Source organism: Klebsiella sp. PCX (genome assembly GCF_021869705.1).
GTDB lineage: Bacteria > Pseudomonadota > Gammaproteobacteria > Enterobacterales > Enterobacteriaceae > Klebsiella > Klebsiella quasipneumoniae.
This window is the reverse complement of the sequence record NZ_CP091527.1, coordinates 1,237,849-1,256,832: the sequence shown is the minus strand read 5'-3', so window position 1 is coordinate 1,256,832 and position 18,984 is coordinate 1,237,849. Positions and strand designations below refer to the sequence as shown.

16 protein-coding genes are annotated in these 18,984 nt (G+C 58.3%); 8 read left to right on the top strand and 8 right to left on the bottom strand.

The genetic code is table 11. From position 1 onward, the window contains the following. Positions 1-34: 34 nt before the first annotated feature. Complete coding sequence (locus GQR96_RS05865) at positions 35-889, top strand: co-chaperone YbbN (RefSeq protein WP_004204720.1); 855 nt, start codon at positions 35-37, stop codon at positions 887-889. 107 nt (positions 890-996) lie between these two features. Here GQR96_RS05865 and fetB read toward each other — a convergent pair whose 3' ends face one another. Both fetB and fetA read right to left on the bottom strand, forming a co-directional pair. Further along, positions 997-1,779 carry an iron efflux ABC transporter permease subunit FetB gene (gene fetB / locus GQR96_RS05860; protein WP_004204721.1) on the bottom strand — a complete coding sequence of 261 codons (783 nt, stop codon included), beginning with the start codon at positions 1,777-1,779 and terminating at the stop codon, positions 997-999. Continuing rightward, the gene (gene fetA, locus GQR96_RS05855; RefSeq protein ID WP_032455649.1) at positions 1,766-2,443 is read right to left on the bottom strand and encodes an iron efflux ABC transporter ATP-binding subunit FetA; all 678 of its coding nucleotides are present in this window, start codon (positions 2,441-2,443) and stop codon (positions 1,766-1,768) included. The genes fetB and fetA overlap by 14 nt, the downstream gene beginning before the upstream one ends. A gap of 140 nt (positions 2,444-2,583) precedes the next feature. Here fetA and GQR96_RS05850 point away from each other — a divergent pair, with 140 nt between their 5' ends. Together GQR96_RS05850 and GQR96_RS05845 are read left to right on the top strand one after the other, a co-directional pair. After that, positions 2,584-3,501, top strand: coding sequence for an SPFH domain-containing protein (locus GQR96_RS05850; protein ID WP_004204723.1), 918 nt, complete (start codon positions 2,584-2,586; stop codon positions 3,499-3,501). Then, the gene (locus tag GQR96_RS05845; protein ID WP_017898886.1) at positions 3,498-3,956 is read left to right on the top strand and encodes an NfeD family protein; all 459 of its coding nucleotides are present in this window, start codon (positions 3,498-3,500) and stop codon (positions 3,954-3,956) included. Before GQR96_RS05850 ends, GQR96_RS05845 begins: the two co-directional genes overlap by 4 nt. On the opposite strand, the gene cueR is transcribed toward GQR96_RS05845, so the two are convergent. After that, entirely contained in the window at positions 3,953-4,363 is a 411-nt protein-coding gene (gene cueR, locus GQR96_RS05840) for a Cu(I)-responsive transcriptional regulator (RefSeq protein ID WP_002892208.1), read from the bottom strand. The two genes, GQR96_RS05845 and cueR, sit on opposite strands and share 4 nt — an antisense overlap. 106 nt (positions 4,364-4,469) lie before the next feature. On the opposite strand from cueR, the gene copA reads away from it, so the two are divergent. From copA to ybaK, 3 genes are all read left to right on the top strand, one after another. After that, a complete protein-coding gene (gene copA, locus GQR96_RS05835) occupies positions 4,470-6,971 on the top strand; it encodes a copper-exporting P-type ATPase CopA (protein ID WP_049117079.1) in 2,502 nt (833 codons plus the stop codon). 131 nt (positions 6,972-7,102) lie between these two features. Next, positions 7,103-7,897, top strand: a complete 795-nt coding sequence (locus tag GQR96_RS05830) for a TraB/GumN family protein (RefSeq protein ID WP_023319864.1) — start codon at positions 7,103-7,105, stop codon at positions 7,895-7,897. Between the two features lie 201 nt (positions 7,898-8,098). Beyond that, entirely contained in the window at positions 8,099-8,578 is a 480-nt protein-coding gene (ybaK, locus tag GQR96_RS05825; protein ID WP_004204728.1) for a Cys-tRNA(Pro)/Cys-tRNA(Cys) deacylase YbaK, read from the top strand. 105 nt (positions 8,579-8,683) lie between these two features. On the opposite strand, the gene ushA is transcribed toward ybaK, so the two are convergent. Next, complete coding sequence (ushA, locus tag GQR96_RS05820; RefSeq protein ID WP_004204729.1) at positions 8,684-10,336, bottom strand: bifunctional UDP-sugar hydrolase/5'-nucleotidase UshA; 1,653 nt, start codon at positions 10,334-10,336, stop codon at positions 8,684-8,686. Between the two features lie 268 nt (positions 10,337-10,604). On the opposite strand from ushA, the gene GQR96_RS05815 reads away from it, so the two are divergent. Further along, positions 10,605-11,825, top strand: a complete 1,221-nt coding sequence (locus GQR96_RS05815) for an MFS transporter (RefSeq protein ID WP_004204731.1) — start codon at positions 10,605-10,607, stop codon at positions 11,823-11,825. A gap of 225 nt (positions 11,826-12,050) precedes the next feature. After that, positions 12,051-13,727: a YbaL family putative K(+) efflux transporter gene (gene ybaL / locus GQR96_RS05810; protein WP_004204732.1), complete on the top strand. Its 1,677-nt coding sequence runs from the start codon at positions 12,051-12,053 to the stop codon at positions 13,725-13,727. Between the two features lie 34 nt (positions 13,728-13,761). Here the strand turns inward: ybaL and GQR96_RS05805 are convergent, their stop codons facing one another. The 4 genes from GQR96_RS05805 to htpG form a co-directional block, all read right to left on the bottom strand. Continuing rightward, positions 13,762-15,066: an inosine/guanosine kinase gene (locus tag GQR96_RS05805; protein WP_032455647.1), complete on the bottom strand. Its 1,305-nt coding sequence runs from the start codon at positions 15,064-15,066 to the stop codon at positions 13,762-13,764. A 63-nt stretch (positions 15,067-15,129) separates the two neighbouring features. Beyond that, the gene (gene hemH, locus GQR96_RS05800) at positions 15,130-16,092 is read right to left on the bottom strand and encodes a ferrochelatase (RefSeq protein ID WP_017898889.1); all 963 of its coding nucleotides are present in this window, start codon (positions 16,090-16,092) and stop codon (positions 15,130-15,132) included. A gap of 128 nt (positions 16,093-16,220) precedes the next feature. Then, on the bottom strand, positions 16,221-16,865 hold the full coding sequence (gene adk / locus GQR96_RS05795; protein ID WP_002892184.1) for an adenylate kinase: 645 nt from the start codon (positions 16,863-16,865) through the stop codon (positions 16,221-16,223). Positions 16,866-17,087: 222 nt separating this feature from the next. Continuing rightward, positions 17,088-18,962: a molecular chaperone HtpG gene (htpG, locus tag GQR96_RS05790; RefSeq protein WP_004177228.1), complete on the bottom strand. Its 1,875-nt coding sequence runs from the start codon at positions 18,960-18,962 to the stop codon at positions 17,088-17,090. Between the last annotated feature and the right edge of the window lie 22 nt (positions 18,963-18,984).

Below are 18,984 nucleotides of genomic sequence, written 5' to 3'. Positions count from 1 at the left end.
ATGTAAAACAGAAATCGACTAACGAGAAATGCCCATGTCCGAACAGAATATTGTCAACATTAGCGAAGCGAACCTGCAGCAGACGCTACAGCAGTCCATGAACGTCCCGGTGCTGTTTTACTTCTGGTCTGCCCGCAGCCAGCACTGCGAACAGCTGACCCCGGTTCTTGAGCGCCTGGCCGCTCAATACAACGGCCAGTTTACGCTGGCGAAGGTCGATTGCGACGCCGAGCAGATGCTCGCTTCACAGTTTGGTCTGCGCGCCATCCCTACGGTTTATCTGTTCCAGAACGGCCAACCAGTGGACGGTTTTGAAGGCCCGCAGCCGGAAGAAGCGATCCGCGCCCTGCTGGATAAAGTCCTGCCCCGCGAAGAGGAGCTGAAAGCGCAGCAGGCCCTGGCCCTGATGCAGGAAGAAAAATACGCCGATGCCCTGCCGCTGCTGAAGGAAGCCTGGCAGCTGTCGAATCAGGACAGCCAGATTGGCCTGCTGTTGGCGGAAACGCTGATTGCTCTGCACCGTTCCGATGAAGCGGAAAACGTACTGAAGACTATTCCGCTGCAGGATCAGGATACCCACTATCAGGGTCTGGTGGCGCAGATTGAGCTACTCAAACAGGCCGCCGACACGCCGGAAATCCAGCAGCTGCAGCAGCAGGTGGAACAGAATCCGGAGGACGCGCAGCTGGCCTCCCAGCTGGCGCTACAGCTGCATCAGGTCGGGCGTAACGAAGAAGCGCTGGCGCTGCTGTTCAGCCATCTGCAGAAGGATTTAGGCGCTGGCGACGGCCAGGCGCGCAAGATGCTGCAGGAGATCCTCGCCGCCCTCGGTACCGGCGATGCGCTGGCCGCCAAATACCGCCGTCAGCTCTATTCGCTGCTGTACTAATCCGTTGCCAGCCCCGGATAGCGCTGCGCTTATCCGGGCTACGCGAACGATGCGGAACCTAGCCTTAGTCGCCCGGGTGAGGTGTGAACGCCGCAACCCGGGATCGTTCACGGGCGCTTTTTCAGCTGCGTCACCACCAGCTGATGGCGGGCGTTGAAGAACTTCCGGTAGGTCAGATAGCCGGCGATAATCGTCGACAGACTGGCGGTCGACAGCAGCATAAAGGTCACCATGATCTGGTACTTAATCGCCTTTACCGGGTCAATACCGGCAAAAATTAGCCCCGACATCATCCCTGGCAAGCTCACCAGCCCCACCGTTTTCGCTGAATCGACGGTGGGTATCAATGACGCCCGAATGCTGTCGCGGATCAGCCGCGCCGAGGCCATTTTCGGCGTCGCGCCGAGGCTCAGCTTCTCCTGAATCTGCTGCTGCTCGCTGCTGAAGCGCTGGCCCATATTGTTGTAGCACAGTCCCACCGCTACCATGGCGTTCCCGGCCACCATCCCGGCAATCGGGATCACCTGCATCGGGACGAAGGCTATCGATCCAGAGAACACCAGCACCGCCAGCGTCAGCCCGGCGCCGGTGGTGATGGCGATAAATGACGAGACAAAAGCCTTATCGATATACTTGCTGCGCTTTTTGGCATTCCACGCCGCGTTAAAGCAGATAAACAGCACCATCAACAGCGTCAGAACCGCATGATTGACGTTAAAGATATATTTCAATACATAGCCGACGATAATCAGCTGCACGATCGCCCGGCAGATGCTCCAGAGAATATCTTTTTCCAGCGCCAGCTTTTCCCGATAGCTCACCAGAATAGCGATCAGCACCAGCACCATCGACAGCGCCAGCGATTCGTTCGTAATGTTATGCCCGTTCATGCCGTACCTCCTGCATGTTTCCGCCGGCAGGCTGCAAGGTAATCACTTCATCGGCATGCGAAATTTCGTTGCGATCGTGGGTGACCCACAGAACAGCGACCTGCTTTTCCGTCGCATAGCCATGAATAATGTCATTCACATTCTGTTTATTACTGTCATCCAGCGCGCTGGTAATTTCGTCCAGCAGCAGCACGCGCGGCAGGAATTGTAAATTGCGGATCAGCGAGACGCGCTGCTTTTCCCCGCCGGATAGTTCATTAATCGATTTTTCCAGCATATTTTCGCCAAGACCAAAGCGCTGCAGGTCGGCCACCAGCGCCTGCGGATCCGGTTGTTTATTGCGGATCTGCCACGGAAAAATCAGGTTATCGTAAACCGAATCCCCGAACAGCGCCGGCGTCTGCGCACAGTAAGAGACCTGCTGGCGATACCTTTCCGGCGACAGCGTCGCGACATCGGCATTGTCGAAAAACAGGCGTCCGGAGGTCGGACTGAGCAGCGAGGCGATAATTTTTAGCAAGGTGCTTTTCCCGCAGCCGGAAGGCCCGGTAATCAACTTAAATTCCCCGGGTCTGAGCTCAAGATTGATATTGTGTAAAATAACTGCGTCGTCGGTCTTAAATCCCACATCCTCGAGACGCAAAAGCGCGTTATTTTCCTTCATGAGGCTTCCTGATTATTTTCTGAAACACCGCTAGTTTACCGCACTTTCCTTTCTCCCGGTGGTGGAGAAAGATATACTCAGTTTAAACACACGCTATTTCTTTGTAGCGCTTCACCAGGCAACAAGACAGGAGGTTTTTGATGCTGATTTTTATTCCTATCCTTATTTTCGTCGCGCTGGTCATTGTGGCCGCGGCGGTGAAAATCGTCCCGCAGGGCTACCAGTGGACGGTGGAGCGCTTCGGGCGTTTTACCCAGACGCTGCAGCCGGGATTAAGCTTAGTCGTGCCGTTTATGGACCGCATCGGCCGCAAAGTGAACATGATGGAGCAGGTGCTCGATATCCCCTCACAGGAGGTTATCTCCAGAGATAACGCCAACGTCACCATCGACGCCGTTTGCTTTATTCAGGTGGTTGACGCGCCAAAGGCCGCCTACGAGGTCAGCAATCTTGAGCAGGCGATCGTCAACCTGACGATGACCAACATTCGTACCGTGCTCGGCTCGATGGAGCTGGACGAAATGCTCTCCCAGCGCGACAGCATTAACACCCGCCTGCTGCATATCGTTGACGACGCCACCAACCCGTGGGGGGTGAAAATCACCCGCGTCGAAATTCGCGACGTTCGCCCACCGGCGGAGCTTATCGCCTCGATGAACGCCCAGATGAAAGCCGAACGTACCAAACGCGCCTATATCCTTGAGGCCGAAGGGGTGCGTCAGGCGGAAATTCTGAAAGCGGAAGGGGAAAAGCAGTCGCAGATCCTCAAGGCGGAGGGCGAGCGGCAGTCCGCCTTCCTGCAGGCGGAGGCCCGCGAGCGTTCCGCTGAAGCGGAAGCCCGCGCCACCCAGATGGTCTCCTCAGCGATCGCCTCAGGCGATATTCAGGCGATCAACTACTTCGTGGCGCAGAAGTACACCGATGCGCTGCAGCAGATTGGCGCCGCCAACAACAGTAAAGTGGTGCTGATGCCGCTGGATGCCAGCAGCCTGATGGGATCGATCGCCGGGATCAGCGAGCTGATCAAAGAAGGCGCTGGCGATCGGAAAAAATCATGATCGACATGATCCTCGCCCACCCTCATCTGTTCTGGCTAAGCCTCGGCGGGCTGCTGCTGGCGGCCGAGATGCTGGGCGGCAGCGGATACCTGCTGTGGAGCGGCGTCGCCGGCGTGGTGACCGGCGCCCTGACCTGGCTCCTGCCGCTGAGCTGGGAATGGCAAGGCACGCTGTTTGCCGTCCTCACTCTGCTGGCGGCGTGGCTGTGGTCGAAGTGGCTGCGCAAGCGCGTCAAACTGCAGCGTCCTGCCGATGCTCAACTCAACCAGCGCGGGCAGCAGCTGATAGGCCGCCGTTTGACGCTGGATGCCCCGCTGGTAAACGGCCGCGGCCACGTGCGCGTGGGCGACAGCTCATGGCCGGTGATGGCTGACGAGGACCTCGCCCCAGGCAGTCAAGTCGAAGTGGTCGCCGTGGAAGGGATTACGCTACGGATCAGACCCGTCGTTCGTTAAGCCTGCGCCTTGCGATGACAGCAGCCGGAAAGATTATCGATAATCGGGCATTCCGCGCTGTCGTCGCCGGGACAGGATTCGGCCAGCGCCAGCAGGTGCGCGCGCATATTTTGCAGCTCGCGGATATGGTTCTCGATATCCGCCACTTTCTCCAGCGTGCGTTTTTTCACATCGGCGCTGTGCCGCGACGGGTCGTTGAACAAGGCCACCAGCTCGCGGCACTCTTCCAGGTTAAACCCCACCTGCCGCGCCTGGCGCAGCAGCGTCAGCTCATCGAGATGCTGCTGACTGTAAGTGCGGTAGCCGTTTTCGCTGCGCAACGGCGGCGTCACCAGCCCCTTCTCTTCGTAAAAACGAATCGCTTTGCTGGTTAAACCGGTTTTTTTCGCCACATCGCTGATATTCATTTTTTCTCCTTGACCTTCCCCTTGCTGGAAGGTTTAACCTTCTTAATACTCGATGAAAGAGTGGTTCTGGTCAATCGTTGACCGGAAAATTATTCAGGAGTTATTTATGTCTAACACTATCGACCTGACGCTGGATGGCCTCTCCTGCGGCCACTGCGTCAAACGCGTGAAAGAGAGTCTGGAGCAGCGTCCTGACGTTGAGCAAGCGGAAGTCACCCTCACTGAAGCCCATGTGACGGGCAGCGCCAGCGCACAAGCGCTGATTGAAACCGTTAAACAAGCCGGATACGGCGCGGAGCTCAGCCACCCAAAGGCTAAACCGCTGGCAGAATCATCAATCCCGTCGGAAGCACTGACAGCGGCCACTCCTGAGCTTCCGGCAGCCCATGACGAAGATGACAGTCAACAGCTGCTGATCAACGGCATGAGCTGCGCCAGCTGCGTCTCCCGGGTACAGAACGCGCTTGCCGCGGTGCCGGGCGTCTCACAGGCGCGGGTTAACCTGGCGGAACGCACGGCGCTGGTGATGGGCAGTGCGTCCGCCGCAGAATTAGTGCAGGCGGTGGAGAAAGCGGGCTACGGCGCGGAGGCGATCGAGGACGATCTGGAACGCCGCGAACGTCAGCAGGAAACCGCCATCGCCACCATGAAACGTTTTCGCTGGCAGGCGATTGTCGCTCTGCTGGTCGGCGTGCCGGTGATGGTCTGGGGCATGATCGGCGATAACATGATGGTCAGCGACGACAACCGTTCGCTGTGGCTGGTCATCGGCCTCGTCACCCTTGCGGTGATGGTCTTCGCCGGCGGGCACTTCTACCGCAGTGCGTGGAAAAGCCTGAAAAACGGCACCGCCACCATGGATACGCTGGTGGCCCTCGGTACCGGCGTCGCCTGGCTGTACTCGATGAGCGTCAACCTGTGGCCACAGTGGTTCCCGATGGAAGCCCGCCATCTCTATTACGAAGCCAGCGCAATGATTATCGGCCTGATTAACCTCGGCCATATGCTGGAGGCCCGCGCCCGCCAGCGCTCCTCAAAAGCGCTGGAAAAACTGCTCGACCTGACGCCGCCTTCAGCCCGCGTGGTGACCCCTGAGGGAGAAAAGGATCTGCCGCTCGCTGAAGTTCAGGCCGGCATGACGCTGCGCCTGACCACTGGCGATCGCGTTCCGGTTGACGGCGTGATAAGCCAGGGCGAAGCCTGGTTTGATGAAGCGATGCTCACCGGCGAACCGGTACCACAGCAAAAAGGCGATGGCGATGCCATTCACGCCGGCACCGTGGTGCAGGACGGCAGCGTGCTGTTCACCGCCAGCGCCGTCGGCAGCCAGACCACGCTGGCACGTATTATCCGCATGGTGCGCCAGGCGCAGAGCAGCAAGCCGGAGATCGGCCAACTGGCGGATAAAATCTCCGCGGTGTTTGTCCCGGCGGTGGTCGCCATTGCGCTGATTAGCGCGGCGATCTGGTACTTCTTCGGCCCGGCGCCGCAGATCGTCTATACCCTGGTGATCGCCACCACGGTGCTGATTATCGCCTGTCCGTGCGCCTTAGGGCTGGCGACGCCAATGTCGATCATTTCCGGCGTTGGCCGGGCGGCGGAATACGGCGTACTGGTGCGCGACGCCGATGCTCTGCAGCGCGCCAGTGAACTCGACACCCTGGTGTTCGATAAAACCGGCACCCTGACCGAAGGCAAGCCGCAGGTGTTGGCGGTGAAAACTTTCACTGGCGTTGATGAGATTACCGCGCTGCGTCTTGCCGCCGCGCTCGAGCAGGGCTCAAGCCATCCGCTGGCGCGAGCGATCCTCGATAAAGCCGGAGACAGCCCGTTGCCGGAAGTGAGCGGCTTCCGCACCCTGCGCGGCCTTGGTGTCAGCGGTGAGGCGGAAGGTCATCGCCTGCTGCTCGGCAACCAGGCGCTGCTCAACGAGCAGCATATCGCCACCAGCGATATAGAAAGCGAGATGATGGCGCAGGCCTCGCGCGGCGCTACGCCGGTGCTGCTGGCGGTGGATGGTCAGGCGGCCGCGCTGTTCGCCATCCGTGACCCACTGCGCGAAGACAGCGTCGACGCCCTGGCGCGCCTGCATCGTCAGGGCTACCGCCTGGTGATGCTCACCGGGGATAACCCCACTACCGCGAATGCCATCGCCAAAGAAGCCGGCATTGATGAAGTGATTGCCGGCGTGCTGCCGGACGGTAAAGCCGACGCCATTAAGCGTCTGCAGAGCCAGGGGCACAAAGTGGCGATGGTTGGCGATGGGATTAACGATGCCCCGGCGCTGGCGCAGGCGGATGTCGGGATCGCCATGGGCGGCGGCAGCGATGTCGCTATTGAAACCGCGGCGATCACCCTGATGCGCCATAGCCTTCACGGCGTGGCCGATGCGCTGGCGATTTCGAAGGCGACCTTACGCAATATGAAGCAGAACCTGCTGGGGGCCTTTGTCTACAACTCGCTGGGTATCCCGATTGCCGCCGGGATCCTCTGGCCGCTGACCGGCACGCTGCTCAATCCGGTGGTCGCCGGCGCGGCGATGGCGCTGTCGTCAATCACCGTGGTGAGTAACGCTAACCGACTGTTGCGCTTTAAACCAAAAGAGTAAACGCTGTTGCAGGAAAGCGGACGCTGACAGGATCGGCGCCCGCTTTTTTTCCGGGACAAGAAAAGCCCGCCGGAAGGGTGACGTGTATCACCATATGCGCTAGCATGAATGCCTCACACTTCGGAGCGCGTATGGGCCTGTTAAACCGGATAAAAATGCTGTGGCGAGCCGCCGTCGGCTCGTCTTATTCCTGGCCTGCGATGGATATCGTCCTGCCCGGCGAACGTTATCTGCACCTCGTCGGCAGCATCCATATGGGCACCCGCGACATGGCGCCGCCGCCAGCGAAACTGCTGAAAAAAATACGCCAGGCCGATGCGTTAATCGTCGAGGCCGATATCAGCGGCAATGAAACCCCGTTTAGCAATCTCCCCGCTTATCCGCCGCTGGCGGAGCGCCTGAGCGACGCGCAGCTGAGCGAGCTACAAGCGCGAGCCGGCGAGCTGGGCCTGTCGGTCGAGCTGTTCGACAGCCAGCCGCTGTGGCAGGTGGCGATGGTTCTGCAGGCCACCCAGGCGCAGAAGCTGGGGCTGCGGCCGGATTACGGTATCGATTATCAGTTGCTGATGGCCGCCCGCGAGAGCAACATAGCGGTGATGGAGCTGGAAGGCGCCGACAGCCAGATCGCGCTGCTGCGCGACCTGCCCGATGGCGGAATGGCGCTGCTGGAAGATACGCTGACCCACTGGCGCACCAACGCCCGTTTACTGCAGGTCATGATCGGCTGGTGGCTGGAGCAACCGCCGTCGCGCGGTGCGGTATCGCTGCCGACGACCTTCAGCCAGTCTTTATATGATGTGCTGATGCATCAGCGCAATCTCGCCTGGCGCGAGACGCTGCTGGCCTTGCCGCCGGGGCGCTACGTGGTCGCCGTCGGCGCGCTGCATCTGTATGGCGAAGGGAATCTGCCGGATATGCTGACATAAAAAAATGGCCAATATTGCTATTGGCCCGTCAAAGAGGAATTTCATCATTATTATTATCCCGGGATTTGTATCCCGGATCGTCTGATTGTCGCTCAAAGTGACCATCACTGCCAACACTATTGCGCAAGATGGTACTATTTTTTAGACAACCTGCGGGCGTATTCTGACGTCACGCAAAACCGGTTGGTAAGAAGGATAGCTATGACTCCCGCCGTTAAATTACTCGAAAAAAACAAAATTCCCTTTCAGATCCACAGTTACGATCACGATCCCAATGAGACCAACTTCGGTGATGAAGTGGTGCGCAAGCTCGGCCTCAATGCCGATCAGGTTTACAAGACCCTGCTGGTCGCCGTTAATGGCGATATGAAGCATCTGGCGGTCGCCGTCACCCCGGTCGCCGGGCAACTGGATTTGAAGAAAGTGGCGAAAGCGCTGGGCGCCAAGAAAGTCGACATGGCCGACCCGATGGTGGCGCAGCGTATCACCGGCTATCTGGTGGGCGGTATCAGTCCGCTGGGGCAGAAAAAGCGCCTGCCGACGGTGATTGACGCCCCGGCGCAGGAATTTGCCACTATCTATATTTCCGGCGGCAAACGCGGGCTGGATATTGAGCTGGCGGCCAGCGATCTGGCGCAGCTTCTGGATGCGAAGTTCGCCGATATCGCCCGCCGCGATTGATAACACTATCCCGGATAGCGGCGCACGCGCCTTATCCGGGCTCCCCAACTCGTAGCCACGGTAAGCGTAGCGCCACCGTGGAAATAGCTCACCCGAAACCCAGGCTTACTGCCAGCTCACCTCGCCTTTCGGCTCATAGGCGGCGGCATCCAGCGGCGAGTTTTTCTCGATATACTCTTTCAGCACTTCGGCATCGATAAAGCCGGTATTCACATACCCGGGTTTATCGGCGATGTTCGGGTAACCATCGCCGCCGGTGGCGTTAAAGCTCAGCGTCGCCATCCGATAGGTCTTCGACGGATCCACCGGTTCGCCTTTGATTTTCAGATCGTTCAACTTGCCGTCTTTGGCCACAAAGCTGACGTTGGCAAACTGCGGATAGGCGCCGGAATCTGGCTTCATCTGCGCGACGGCGGTCAGGTAATCCACCACCTCCTTGCCGCTCATATCGACATAGGTCAGCACATTGCCAAACGGCTGGACCTTCATCACATCCTTGTAGGTGATATCGCCCGCCTCAATGGAGTCGCGGATCCCGCCGCCGCTCATCACCGCGAAATCCGCATTACTGCGCGCCATCTGCGCCGCCAGCAGCAGGTGGCCCATATTGGTCTGCACGAAACGCACTTTACTGCGATCGCCCTCCAGATGACCATTCACGCTGCCGATCTTGACCTGCAGTTGCGCCTTACCTTTGTTCTGGAACGGCGTCAGCAGCGACATCATCTGCGGGTTCTCCGCGATCTGCGGCGTATACAGCACCCGCTCGCTTTGGCCGTTATCGTAAGTCACTTTTTTCTTCAGGTTGACCGGGATCAGCTGATAGTGCACCAGCTTCATCTCGCCGTTGCGGAACTCAAAATCGGCGCGGCCGACGTATTTGCCCCACTCATGCGCCTGGACGATCCAGATGCCGTTCTGACGATCCGGGGCGCACGGCGTCCCCGGCACATAGTCGACCTGCTTTTTATTTTCCGACGCCATGCACACCGGATCCTGCGAGTGACCGCCGACGATCATCGCCAGCGAGCCCGCGGGTAAACTCCGCGCCATCTCGACATCCCCCGGCGCGTTAGAGCCGTGGTTGCCGTTGTCATAGTGGCCCATATGGGTGGTGGCCAGGATCACGTCCGGCTTTTCATTCTGCTGCAGCTCCTGGATCACCAGCTTCGCCTCTTCCGCCGGTTTGCGGAATTCGATATCGGTGAAATATTCTGGATTGCCAATCTTGGCCGTATCGTCAGTGGTTAAGCCAATCACCGCGATTTTTAACCCGCCGCGCTTAAACAGCGCCCAGGGTTTGAACAGCCGTTCGCCGGTGCTTTTCTGATAAATATTGGCCGACAGGAACGGGAACTTCGCCCACTTTTCCTGCTGGCGCAGCACGCTCAGCGGATTATCAAACTCGTGGTTCCCCACCGCCATCGCGTCGTAGCCGATCAGGTTCATGCCGCGAAAATCGGGCTCTGCATCCTGTAAATCAGACTCCGGCACCCCGGTATTGATATCCCCGCCGGACAGCAGCAGAACGCTACCGCCTTCAGCCGCCACCTCTTTACGAATACCGTCCACCAGCGTTTTCTGCGCCGCGAGGCCATATTCGCCGTAGTCATTGCGCCAGAAATGGCCGTGGTGATCGTTGGTGTGCAGGATGGTAATTTTATAGGTTTTATCCTGCTCATAGGCCTGCGCGGACAGGCTGCCCAGCGATAACGCGGCGAATAACGCCAGCGCCACGCTGTGTTTTAAACAATGCATGCTTCACTCCCTGACTTAATCCCAAGTGCCGAAAGTATAGCGAGTTAGTCGCATTGACAAATATGTTTTCAGAATTGCGACTTCCTTCAAACCTTGTCAGCAGGTATGTTAGTTGGATAATAATTCCACCTGCATCCTCTATACGCCTTCGCGTTGTATGGCAGTGCGTTAGCCCGTTCGTCATATTTCCCATGCAGTAGCCGGGAAAATCAGGGCAGTCGCATGGCGTACAAATAACGAAAGCTATATAAAAAAGTGACGTGAACCTATGGCAATCAATCAGACCGCTCAACCCGTGTCCGGCCCCGCTGCGCCGCCGCAAAAAGCGCGCACCTCGTTTGGCATCTTAGGCGCGATCAGCCTGTCCCATTTGCTTAACGATATGATCCAGTCGCTCATTCTCGCGATCTACCCGCTGCTGCAGGCCGAGTTCTCCCTTACCTTTGTGCAGATCGGGATGATCACTCTCACCTTCCAGCTCACCTCATCGCTGTTCCAGCCGGTGATTGGCTATATTACCGATAAACGATCGATGCCGTGGTCGCTGCCGGTGGGCATGTGCTTTACCCTCTGCGGTTTGATCCTCCTGGCGCTGGCCGGTAGCTTCGGTATGGTGCTGCTGGCCGCCGCGCTGGTGGGTACCGGCTCCTCGGTTTTCCATCCGGAATCGTCCCGCGTAGCGCGGATGGCCTCCGGCGGCCGTCACGGCCTGGCCCAGTCGCTGTTCCAGGTCGGCGGCAACTTCGGCAGTTCGCTTGGTCCGCTGCTGGCGGCGGTGATCATCGCCCCGTATGGTAAAGGCAACGTCGCCTGGTTCGTACTGGCCGCCCTGCTGGCTATCGTCGTGCTGTCGCAAATCAGCCGCTGGTACGCCGCACAGCACCGGATGAATAAGGGCAAACCGAAGCCGGCGATCGTCAATCCGCTGCCGCGCAATAAGGTGATTCTGGCGGTAGGTATTCTGCTGATGCTGATTTTCTCGAAATATTTCTATATGGCGAGCATCAGCAGCTATTACACGTTTTATCTGATGCATAAGTTCGGCTTATCGGTGCAAAATGCCCAGCTGCATCTGTTTGCCTTCCTGTTCGCGGTGGCCGCCGGGACGGTGATTGGCGGGCCCGTTGGCGATAAGATTGGGCGAAAATATGTTATTTGGGGCTCTATCCTCGGCGTGGCGCCCTTCACCCTTGTTTTACCCTATGCCAGCCTTGAATGGACCGGGATTTTAACGGTGATCATTGGTTTTATCCTCGCCTCGGCCTTCTCCGCTATCCTGGTCTATGCCCAGGAGCTGCTGCCGGGACGTATCGGTATGGTTTCTGGTCTGTTTTTCGGCTTCGCCTTTGGCATGGGCGGCCTTGGCGCCGCGGTGCTGGGCCTGCTGGCGGACCATACCAGTATCGACCTGGTGTATAAAATCTGCGCCTTCCTGCCGCTGCTGGGATTCCTGACGATATTTCTTCCTGATAACCGGCAAAAAGCCTGATTATCCGGCGGCCAAAGTGTAACGTTGGCCGCCGTTACCCCTTGCGCCATCGGCCTGATGCGCGTATTCCTCCCTCGATTTTCCCTTCTGTGCCTTTTCATCCCCTAATTGCATTTTTTTGCACAATTCAAGAATTATTCATAAACAAAGTGAACGTTTTTGTCATAAACTATTACGCGGACAGGGTAGCAAAATGGACCGATTCACCACTGGAAAGGAGACGGAATGCACCACGCAACACCGCTAATCACCACCATTGTCGGCGGCCTCGTGCTCGCCTTTATTCTCGGCATGATTGCCAATAAGCTACGTATTTCTCCTCTGGTGGGATATCTCTTAGCGGGCGTGCTGGCCGGACCTTTCACCCCTGGCTTTGTTGCTGACACCAAACTGGCTCCGGAACTGGCGGAACTCGGCGTGATCCTGCTGATGTTCGGCGTCGGGCTGCATTTTTCCCTCAAGGATCTGATGGCGGTAAAGTCGATCGCCATTCCCGGGGCCATCGCCCAGATAGCTGTGGCGACGCTGTTGGGTATGGCGCTCTCCGCCGCCCTTGGCTGGTCGCTGATGACCGGCATCGTCTTTGGCCTGTGTCTCTCCACCGCCAGTACCGTGGTGCTGCTGCGCGCCCTGGAGGAACGACAGCTGATTGACAGTCAGCGCGGGCAGATCGCCATCGGCTGGCTGATTGTGGAAGACCTGGTGATGGTCCTGACGCTGGTCCTGCTGCCGGCAGTGGCCGGTATGGCGGAGAAAGGCAACGTCGGCTTCGCCTCCCTCGCCCTCGACCTCGGGATCACCATTGGCAAAGTGGTGGCCTTTATCGCCATCATGATGCTGGTCGGCCGTCGGCTGGTGCCGTGGATCATGTCGCGCAGCGCGGCCACCGGCTCGCGCGAGCTGTTCACCCTGTCGGTACTGGCCCTGGCGCTGGGCATCGCCTTCGGCGCCGTGGAGCTGTTTGATGTCTCCTTCGCCCTCGGCGCCTTCTTTGCCGGCATGGTGCTTAATGAATCCGAGCTGAGCCACCGCGCCGCCCATGACACCCTGCCGCTGCGCGACGCCTTTGCGGTGCTGTTCTTTGTCTCCGTCGGCATGCTGTTTGACCCAATGGTGCTGGTCCAGCAGCCGCTGGCGGTGCTGGCGACGCTGGCGATCATTATCTTTGGTAAATCCGCAGCCGCCTTTTTCCTCGTGCGTATGTTTGGCCACTCGCCGCGTACCGCACTGACGATTGCCGCCAGCCTGGCGCAGATTGGTGAATTTGCCTTTATTCTCGCCGGCCTGGGGATGGCGCTTAACCTGCTGCCGCAGGCCGGGCAAAACCTGGTGCTGGCCGGGGCGATCATCTCGATTATGCTCAACCCGGTGCTGTTTACCCTGCTGGAGAAATATCTCGATAAAACCGAAACCCTCGACGAGCAGACCTTGGAAGAGGTGCTGGAAGACGAGAAGCAGGTGCCGGTCGATATCTGCAACCACGCGCTGCTGGTCGGCTTCGGCCGCGTCGGCAGCCTGCTGGGCGAGAAGCTGATGGCCCAGGGGATCCCGCTGGTGGTGGTTGAAACCTCGCGCACCCGCGTGGATGAGCTACGCGAGCGCGGGATCAGCGCGGTGCTGGGCAATGCCGCCAATGAAGAGATCATGGAGCTGGCGCATCTCGACTGCGCTCGCTGGCTGCTGCTGACCATTCCCAACGGCTATGAGGCCGGCGAGATTGTCGCCTCCGCACGGGAAAAATGTCCGAATATCGAGATTATCGCCCGCGCCCATTACGATGATGAAGTGGATTACATTATCGACCGTGGGGCCAATCAGGTGGTGATGGGCGAGCGGGAAATTGCCCGCGCCATGCTGCAGCTTCTGGAAACGCCACCCGCCGGTGAAGTGGTCACTGGCTGATGTACAGCCCTCTCCCGTCGGGAGAGGGACTCGCTTATCGATCCCAGTACGCCTCTTCCAGGCTGTCCTCACGTTCCGGCAGGCCGCGGGTTAAACGCGGCGAGTGCTGGTTCAGCACCTGATAGCTCACGCGGTTGGCATATTTACACACCTGCGCCAGCGAGGAGTAGGTCAGCCATTTGCATTTGTGTTTGCTGGAGTTGGGTACGTTATTGCGATGGTAGTTATTGGCGGTGATGTCATGCAGCAGCGCCGCCAGCGCGCCGTCGCCTGCGCCGTTGGTGTTCATGATCTTCTCCGGGCCGCCCATATACGGTGCGATGTGCGAATAAATACGCAGCGGATTGACGCAGTCCTGGTGACGCATCGCGCGACTGAATTCAAACTGGTTAAATTCCGGGATCGCCCCCGGCAGCAGCGGATGCTGGGTTTTACGCTTCGCCTCTTCTTCGGTGAAGCCCGCCATATATAGCCCCGCCGGTCCGGCGGTGCACAGCACCAGGTCGACCCAGTCCAGCGCTTTGTCCGCCGCCGACAGCGGATCGGCAAAACCGGTCAGCGCTTCCCCTTCCTCTTCATTCATCGCCAGAATCGAGACATGATCCTGCAGGAACTGCTGCCACCACGCCGGGTTATCGGCAATCACGTATTTGGTACCAAGAGTTAACACCACCGGCACATCATGCTTTTTGGCATACTCGATAGCTTTCATCGTCGCGTCCGGCATCGGCTCGCCCGGCTTGCAGCGTACCAGGTAGGAGGTCAGCACCAGCGCCGAGGCGCCAGCGATCACCGCTTCCGGAATGCTTTCCGGGCGCAGCTTGTTCATATGACCCGGGCTAATGGCGAAGGTGCGCTCGCCGCTATCGCTGATCAGGGTGAAGCAGCGGCCAATGGCGCCGTCAACGCCCTGCAGATAGTTCAGATCGGTACGGCTGGAGGTATTGCACAGGTAGCGATAGGCATAGCCGCCGATTTCGATATTACTGCACATGACGCCAAGCAGCACCGAGCGATCGTCCGCCAGCACCGAGTAGTTGTGCATGGTATTGCCGATCGTGCCGCCGGCAAACTGATGAGTAATAAGATTATTGCGCACCAGCTCCTGGTACAGCGCCTCGGCGACATCATCTTCAATCACCAGAGAGTGGCCCGCGCTCAGGCCGTAGCGCACGATAAACGCCTCATCCACTTTCGCTTCGATATCCACCAGCGTCTGGTCAATACCCACCACCCAGGAGACGCTGGATTCATTCTCCGGCTGAATTTGCTGCAGCAGCGGGTCGCGGGCGTTAACGGGAAAATAGTGTTTGGACTTGCGTTTACCGGGAAATTTCATAGTGGCGCTTAAATAACAGGGAACAAGCGGGAAATAGTAGCATATTCCCCGCCCTGCGCGCGATCAGCGATAAGGCGCCGTCAGGTTGACCATCATCTCAATATGCGCGGCGTCCGCGTTAAGCGCCGGAATGTATTCATATTGCTTGCCACCCGCTTCGAGGAAGATTTCCCGGTTCTGGACGGCGATCTCTTCCAGCGTTTCGAGACAGTCGGCGGCAAAGCCCGGGCACAGCACCTGAATATGCTTCGTCCCTTTCTCGCCGAGCATCTTCAGCGTCTCATCGGTGTACGGCGTCAGCCAGGGTTCCCGCCCAAAGCGCGACTGGAAGGTCATCATCACCCGCTCCGGTGGCAGCCCCAGCGCGGAGACCAGTTCCCGCGTGGTATCACGACAGCGCTGAGGATAATCATCTCCCTGGTTGGCATAGCGCTGCGGGATCCCATGATAGGAAAGCAGCAGCAGATCCGGTTCCCCATGAACGGCAAACGAGGCGCGCACGCTGGCCGCCAGAGCATGGATATAGTCCGGGTGCCCGGCGTAATCGCGAATAAACGAGATACCGGGAATGGCGCGTTTTTTCGCGAGGATCCGCGCCAGCTCATCCCAGACGGCAGCCACCGTCGAGCAGGAATATTGCGGATACAGCGGCAGCACCACGATGTGCCCCACCCCTTGCGCCAGTAAATCATCCACCGCGCTGGCCAGCGACGGCGTTCCATAGCTCATGCCCAGCGCCACCGGGGTATCCGGCAGTCTGGCAGCCAGCGCCTGCTGCTGGCGACGGCTGTATACCATCAGCGGCGACCCCTCTTCCATCCAGACGGACTGATAGAGTTTAGCCACGCGGGGAGAGCGAATCGGCAGTATGACGCCCCGCAGCAGCGGCCACCATAGCAGACGAGACGTATCCACCACCCGTTTGTCGCTGAGGAATTGTCGCAGATAACGCTTCACCGCACCGGGGGTGGGCGCATCGGGAGTGCCTAAATTGGCCAGCAAGATACCTGTTTTCGTCTGATGCATTACCGCCTCTTAACCATTTGAATCGCAGCCAATTGTAGCTGAAATGGCGCTAAACGGAACCAATCATAGCAAAAGGTAGGAATGAGAGGAGTTCTCATCCTGCCGCAGCAGGATGAGAAAAGGCTTTATCAGCCGAGGATTTTTTCCAGTTCGGCGCGCACGTCAGCCACCGCTTTGGTGCCGTCGACTTTGGCGTATTTGGTGTTGCCCGCCTGCGCTTCTTTGGTGTAGTAGCCGATCAGCGGCGCCGTCATCTGATGATATTCCACCAGACGCTTACGCACGGTCTCTTCCTGGTCGTCTTTACGGGTGGTCAGCTCTTCGCCGGTCACGTCGTCTTTGCCTTCCACCTTCGGCGGATTGAATTTGATGTGGTATACGCGACCGGATGCCGCGTGAACGCGACGGCCAACGATACGGTCGACAATCAGTTCGTCCGGCACGTCGAATTCCAGCACGTAATCAACGGTAATGCCCGCTTCTTTCATGGCGTCAGCCTGCGGAATAGTGCGCGGGAAACCGTCCAGCAGGAAGCCGTTACGGCAATCTTCCTGGGCGATACGCTCTTTAACCAGCGCGATAACCAGCTCATCGGTCACCAGCTTGCCGGCGTCCATGATGTCTTTCGCCTGCTTACCGAGCTCAGAGCCGGATTTTACCGCAGCGCGCAGCATATCGCCGGTGGAGATTTGCGGAATACCGTATTTCTCCATGATGAACTGAGCCTGAGTTCCTTTACCCGCGCCCGGAGCGCCAAGCAGAATAATACGCATTACGAAAATCCCCTCAAAAGTCGATTCAATTTTTCAAAAACGCTAAACCATACCACCAGAACGGCGATGGCTCAAGGAAGGCGGTGCGGCTGAAACGGTTAATGGTGAGATATTTTATGCAATCCAATGTGAAATGCCCCGTCTGAGCAAATCGCTCAGACGGGGCATTTATCCCGTTCCCGGCGTCGCGTCGCTCGGCCGGGCTACTCGTTCAGGTTCGCGTCAGGAAGCCAGCAGCTGGTTCATACGGCGGATAAACTGGTTCGGATCTTCCAGCGTGCCGCGCTCGGCCAGCAGCGCCTGATCCAGCAGCAGTTCCACCCATTCGCCGAACTGCGCGTCATCCTGGGTATCGGCTGCGCGTTTCACCAGCTGATGCGCCGGGTTCAGTTCGAAGATGTATTTCACTTCCGGCGCCGCCTGGCCCGCAGCCGCGAAAAGCTTCGCCATCTGGGTGCTCATCTCGTCGGCATCGGTGGTGACAATCGCCGGGGTATCGGTCAGACGATGGGTCAGACGCACCTCTTTGACCCGGTCGCCAAGCAGGTTTTTCACACGCTCAACGAACGGCTCCAGCGCTTTTTCGGCTTCTTTGGTGGACTCGTCCACTTCATCCGCCAGCTTGTCCAGCGACTCGTCGGCTTTAGCGACAGACTGGAACGCTTTGCCGTCGAACTCGGTCAGGTAGCTCATCATCCACTCGTCGATGCGATCGGAGAGCAGCAGCACTTCGATCCCTTTCTTACGCAGCAGCTCGAGGTGCGGGCTGCTCTTCGCCGCCGCATAGCTGTCGGCAGTGATGTAGTAGATCTTCTCCTGACCTTCTTTCATGCGTGAGACGTACTCTTCCAGCGACACGGTCTGCGCGGAGGAGTCAGTATGGGTGGTCGCGAAGCGCAGCAGTTTGGCGATCGCCTCCTGGTTGCTCGGATCTTCCGCCGGCCCCTCTTTCAGCACCAGGCCGAACTGTTTCCAGAAGGTCTGATATTTTTCGGCGTCGTCTTTCGCCAGCTTATCCAGCATCTGCAGTGCGCGTTTGGTCAGCGCGGTGCGCAGGTTGCGGGTCACGCTGCTGTCCTGCAGAATTTCACGGGAGACGTTCAGCGGCAGATCGTTGGAGTCTATCAGGCCGCGTACGAAGCGCAGGTAGTTCGGCATAAACTGCTCGGCGTCGTCCATGATGAACACACGCTGGACGTACAGCTTCAGGCCGTGTTTATGATCGCGGTTCCACATATCCCACGGCGCCTGCGACGGGATATACAGCAGGCTGGTGTACTCCTGCTTACCTTCCACGCGGTTGTGGCTCCAGGTCAGCGGGTCGCTGTAGTCATGGGCAATGTGCTTGTAGAATTCTTTGTATTCGTCGTCGTTAACTTCAGACTTGCTGCGAGTCCACAGGGCCTGCGCCTTGTTGATTTTTTCCCAACTGATAACGGTTTCGCCGTCTTTCTCTTCCCGTTTCTCAATCTCAACCGGCAGCGCGATATGGTCGGAATACTTGCTGATGATGGAGCGCACGCGCCAGTCGTTGAGGAAATCGTCCTCACCTTCGCGCAGATGCAGGGTGATTTCGGTCCCGCGATCGGCTTTGGTGATGTCAGCCACGGTATATTCCCCTTCGCCGGCGGATTCCCAGAACACGCCGTTCTCAGGTTTATCGCCTGCCGCACGGGTACGGACGGTCACTTTATCCGCCACGATGAAGGCCGAATAGAAGCCGACACCGAACTGGCCAATCAGCTGGCTATCTTTTGCCTGGTCGGAACCCATCGATTCGAGGAACGCTTTGGTGCCGGATTTGGCGATGGTGCCGAGATGGTCGATAACCTCTTCCCGGTTCATACCGATACCGTTATCGGCAATGGTCAGGGTACGGTTGTCTTTATCAAACGAAACCCGCACGCGCAGCTCGCCGTCTCCCTCATACAAATCCGGCTGCGACAGCGCGCGGAAACGCAGCTTATCGGCCGCATCAGAGGCGTTGGAAATCAGCTCACGCAGAAAGATTTCTTTGTTGGAATAGAGGGAATGGATCATCAGGTGCAGAAGCTGTTTTACTTCTGACTGAAAACCACGAGTTTCTTGTCCTTTCATCTGATTCAACCTCAACAATGCC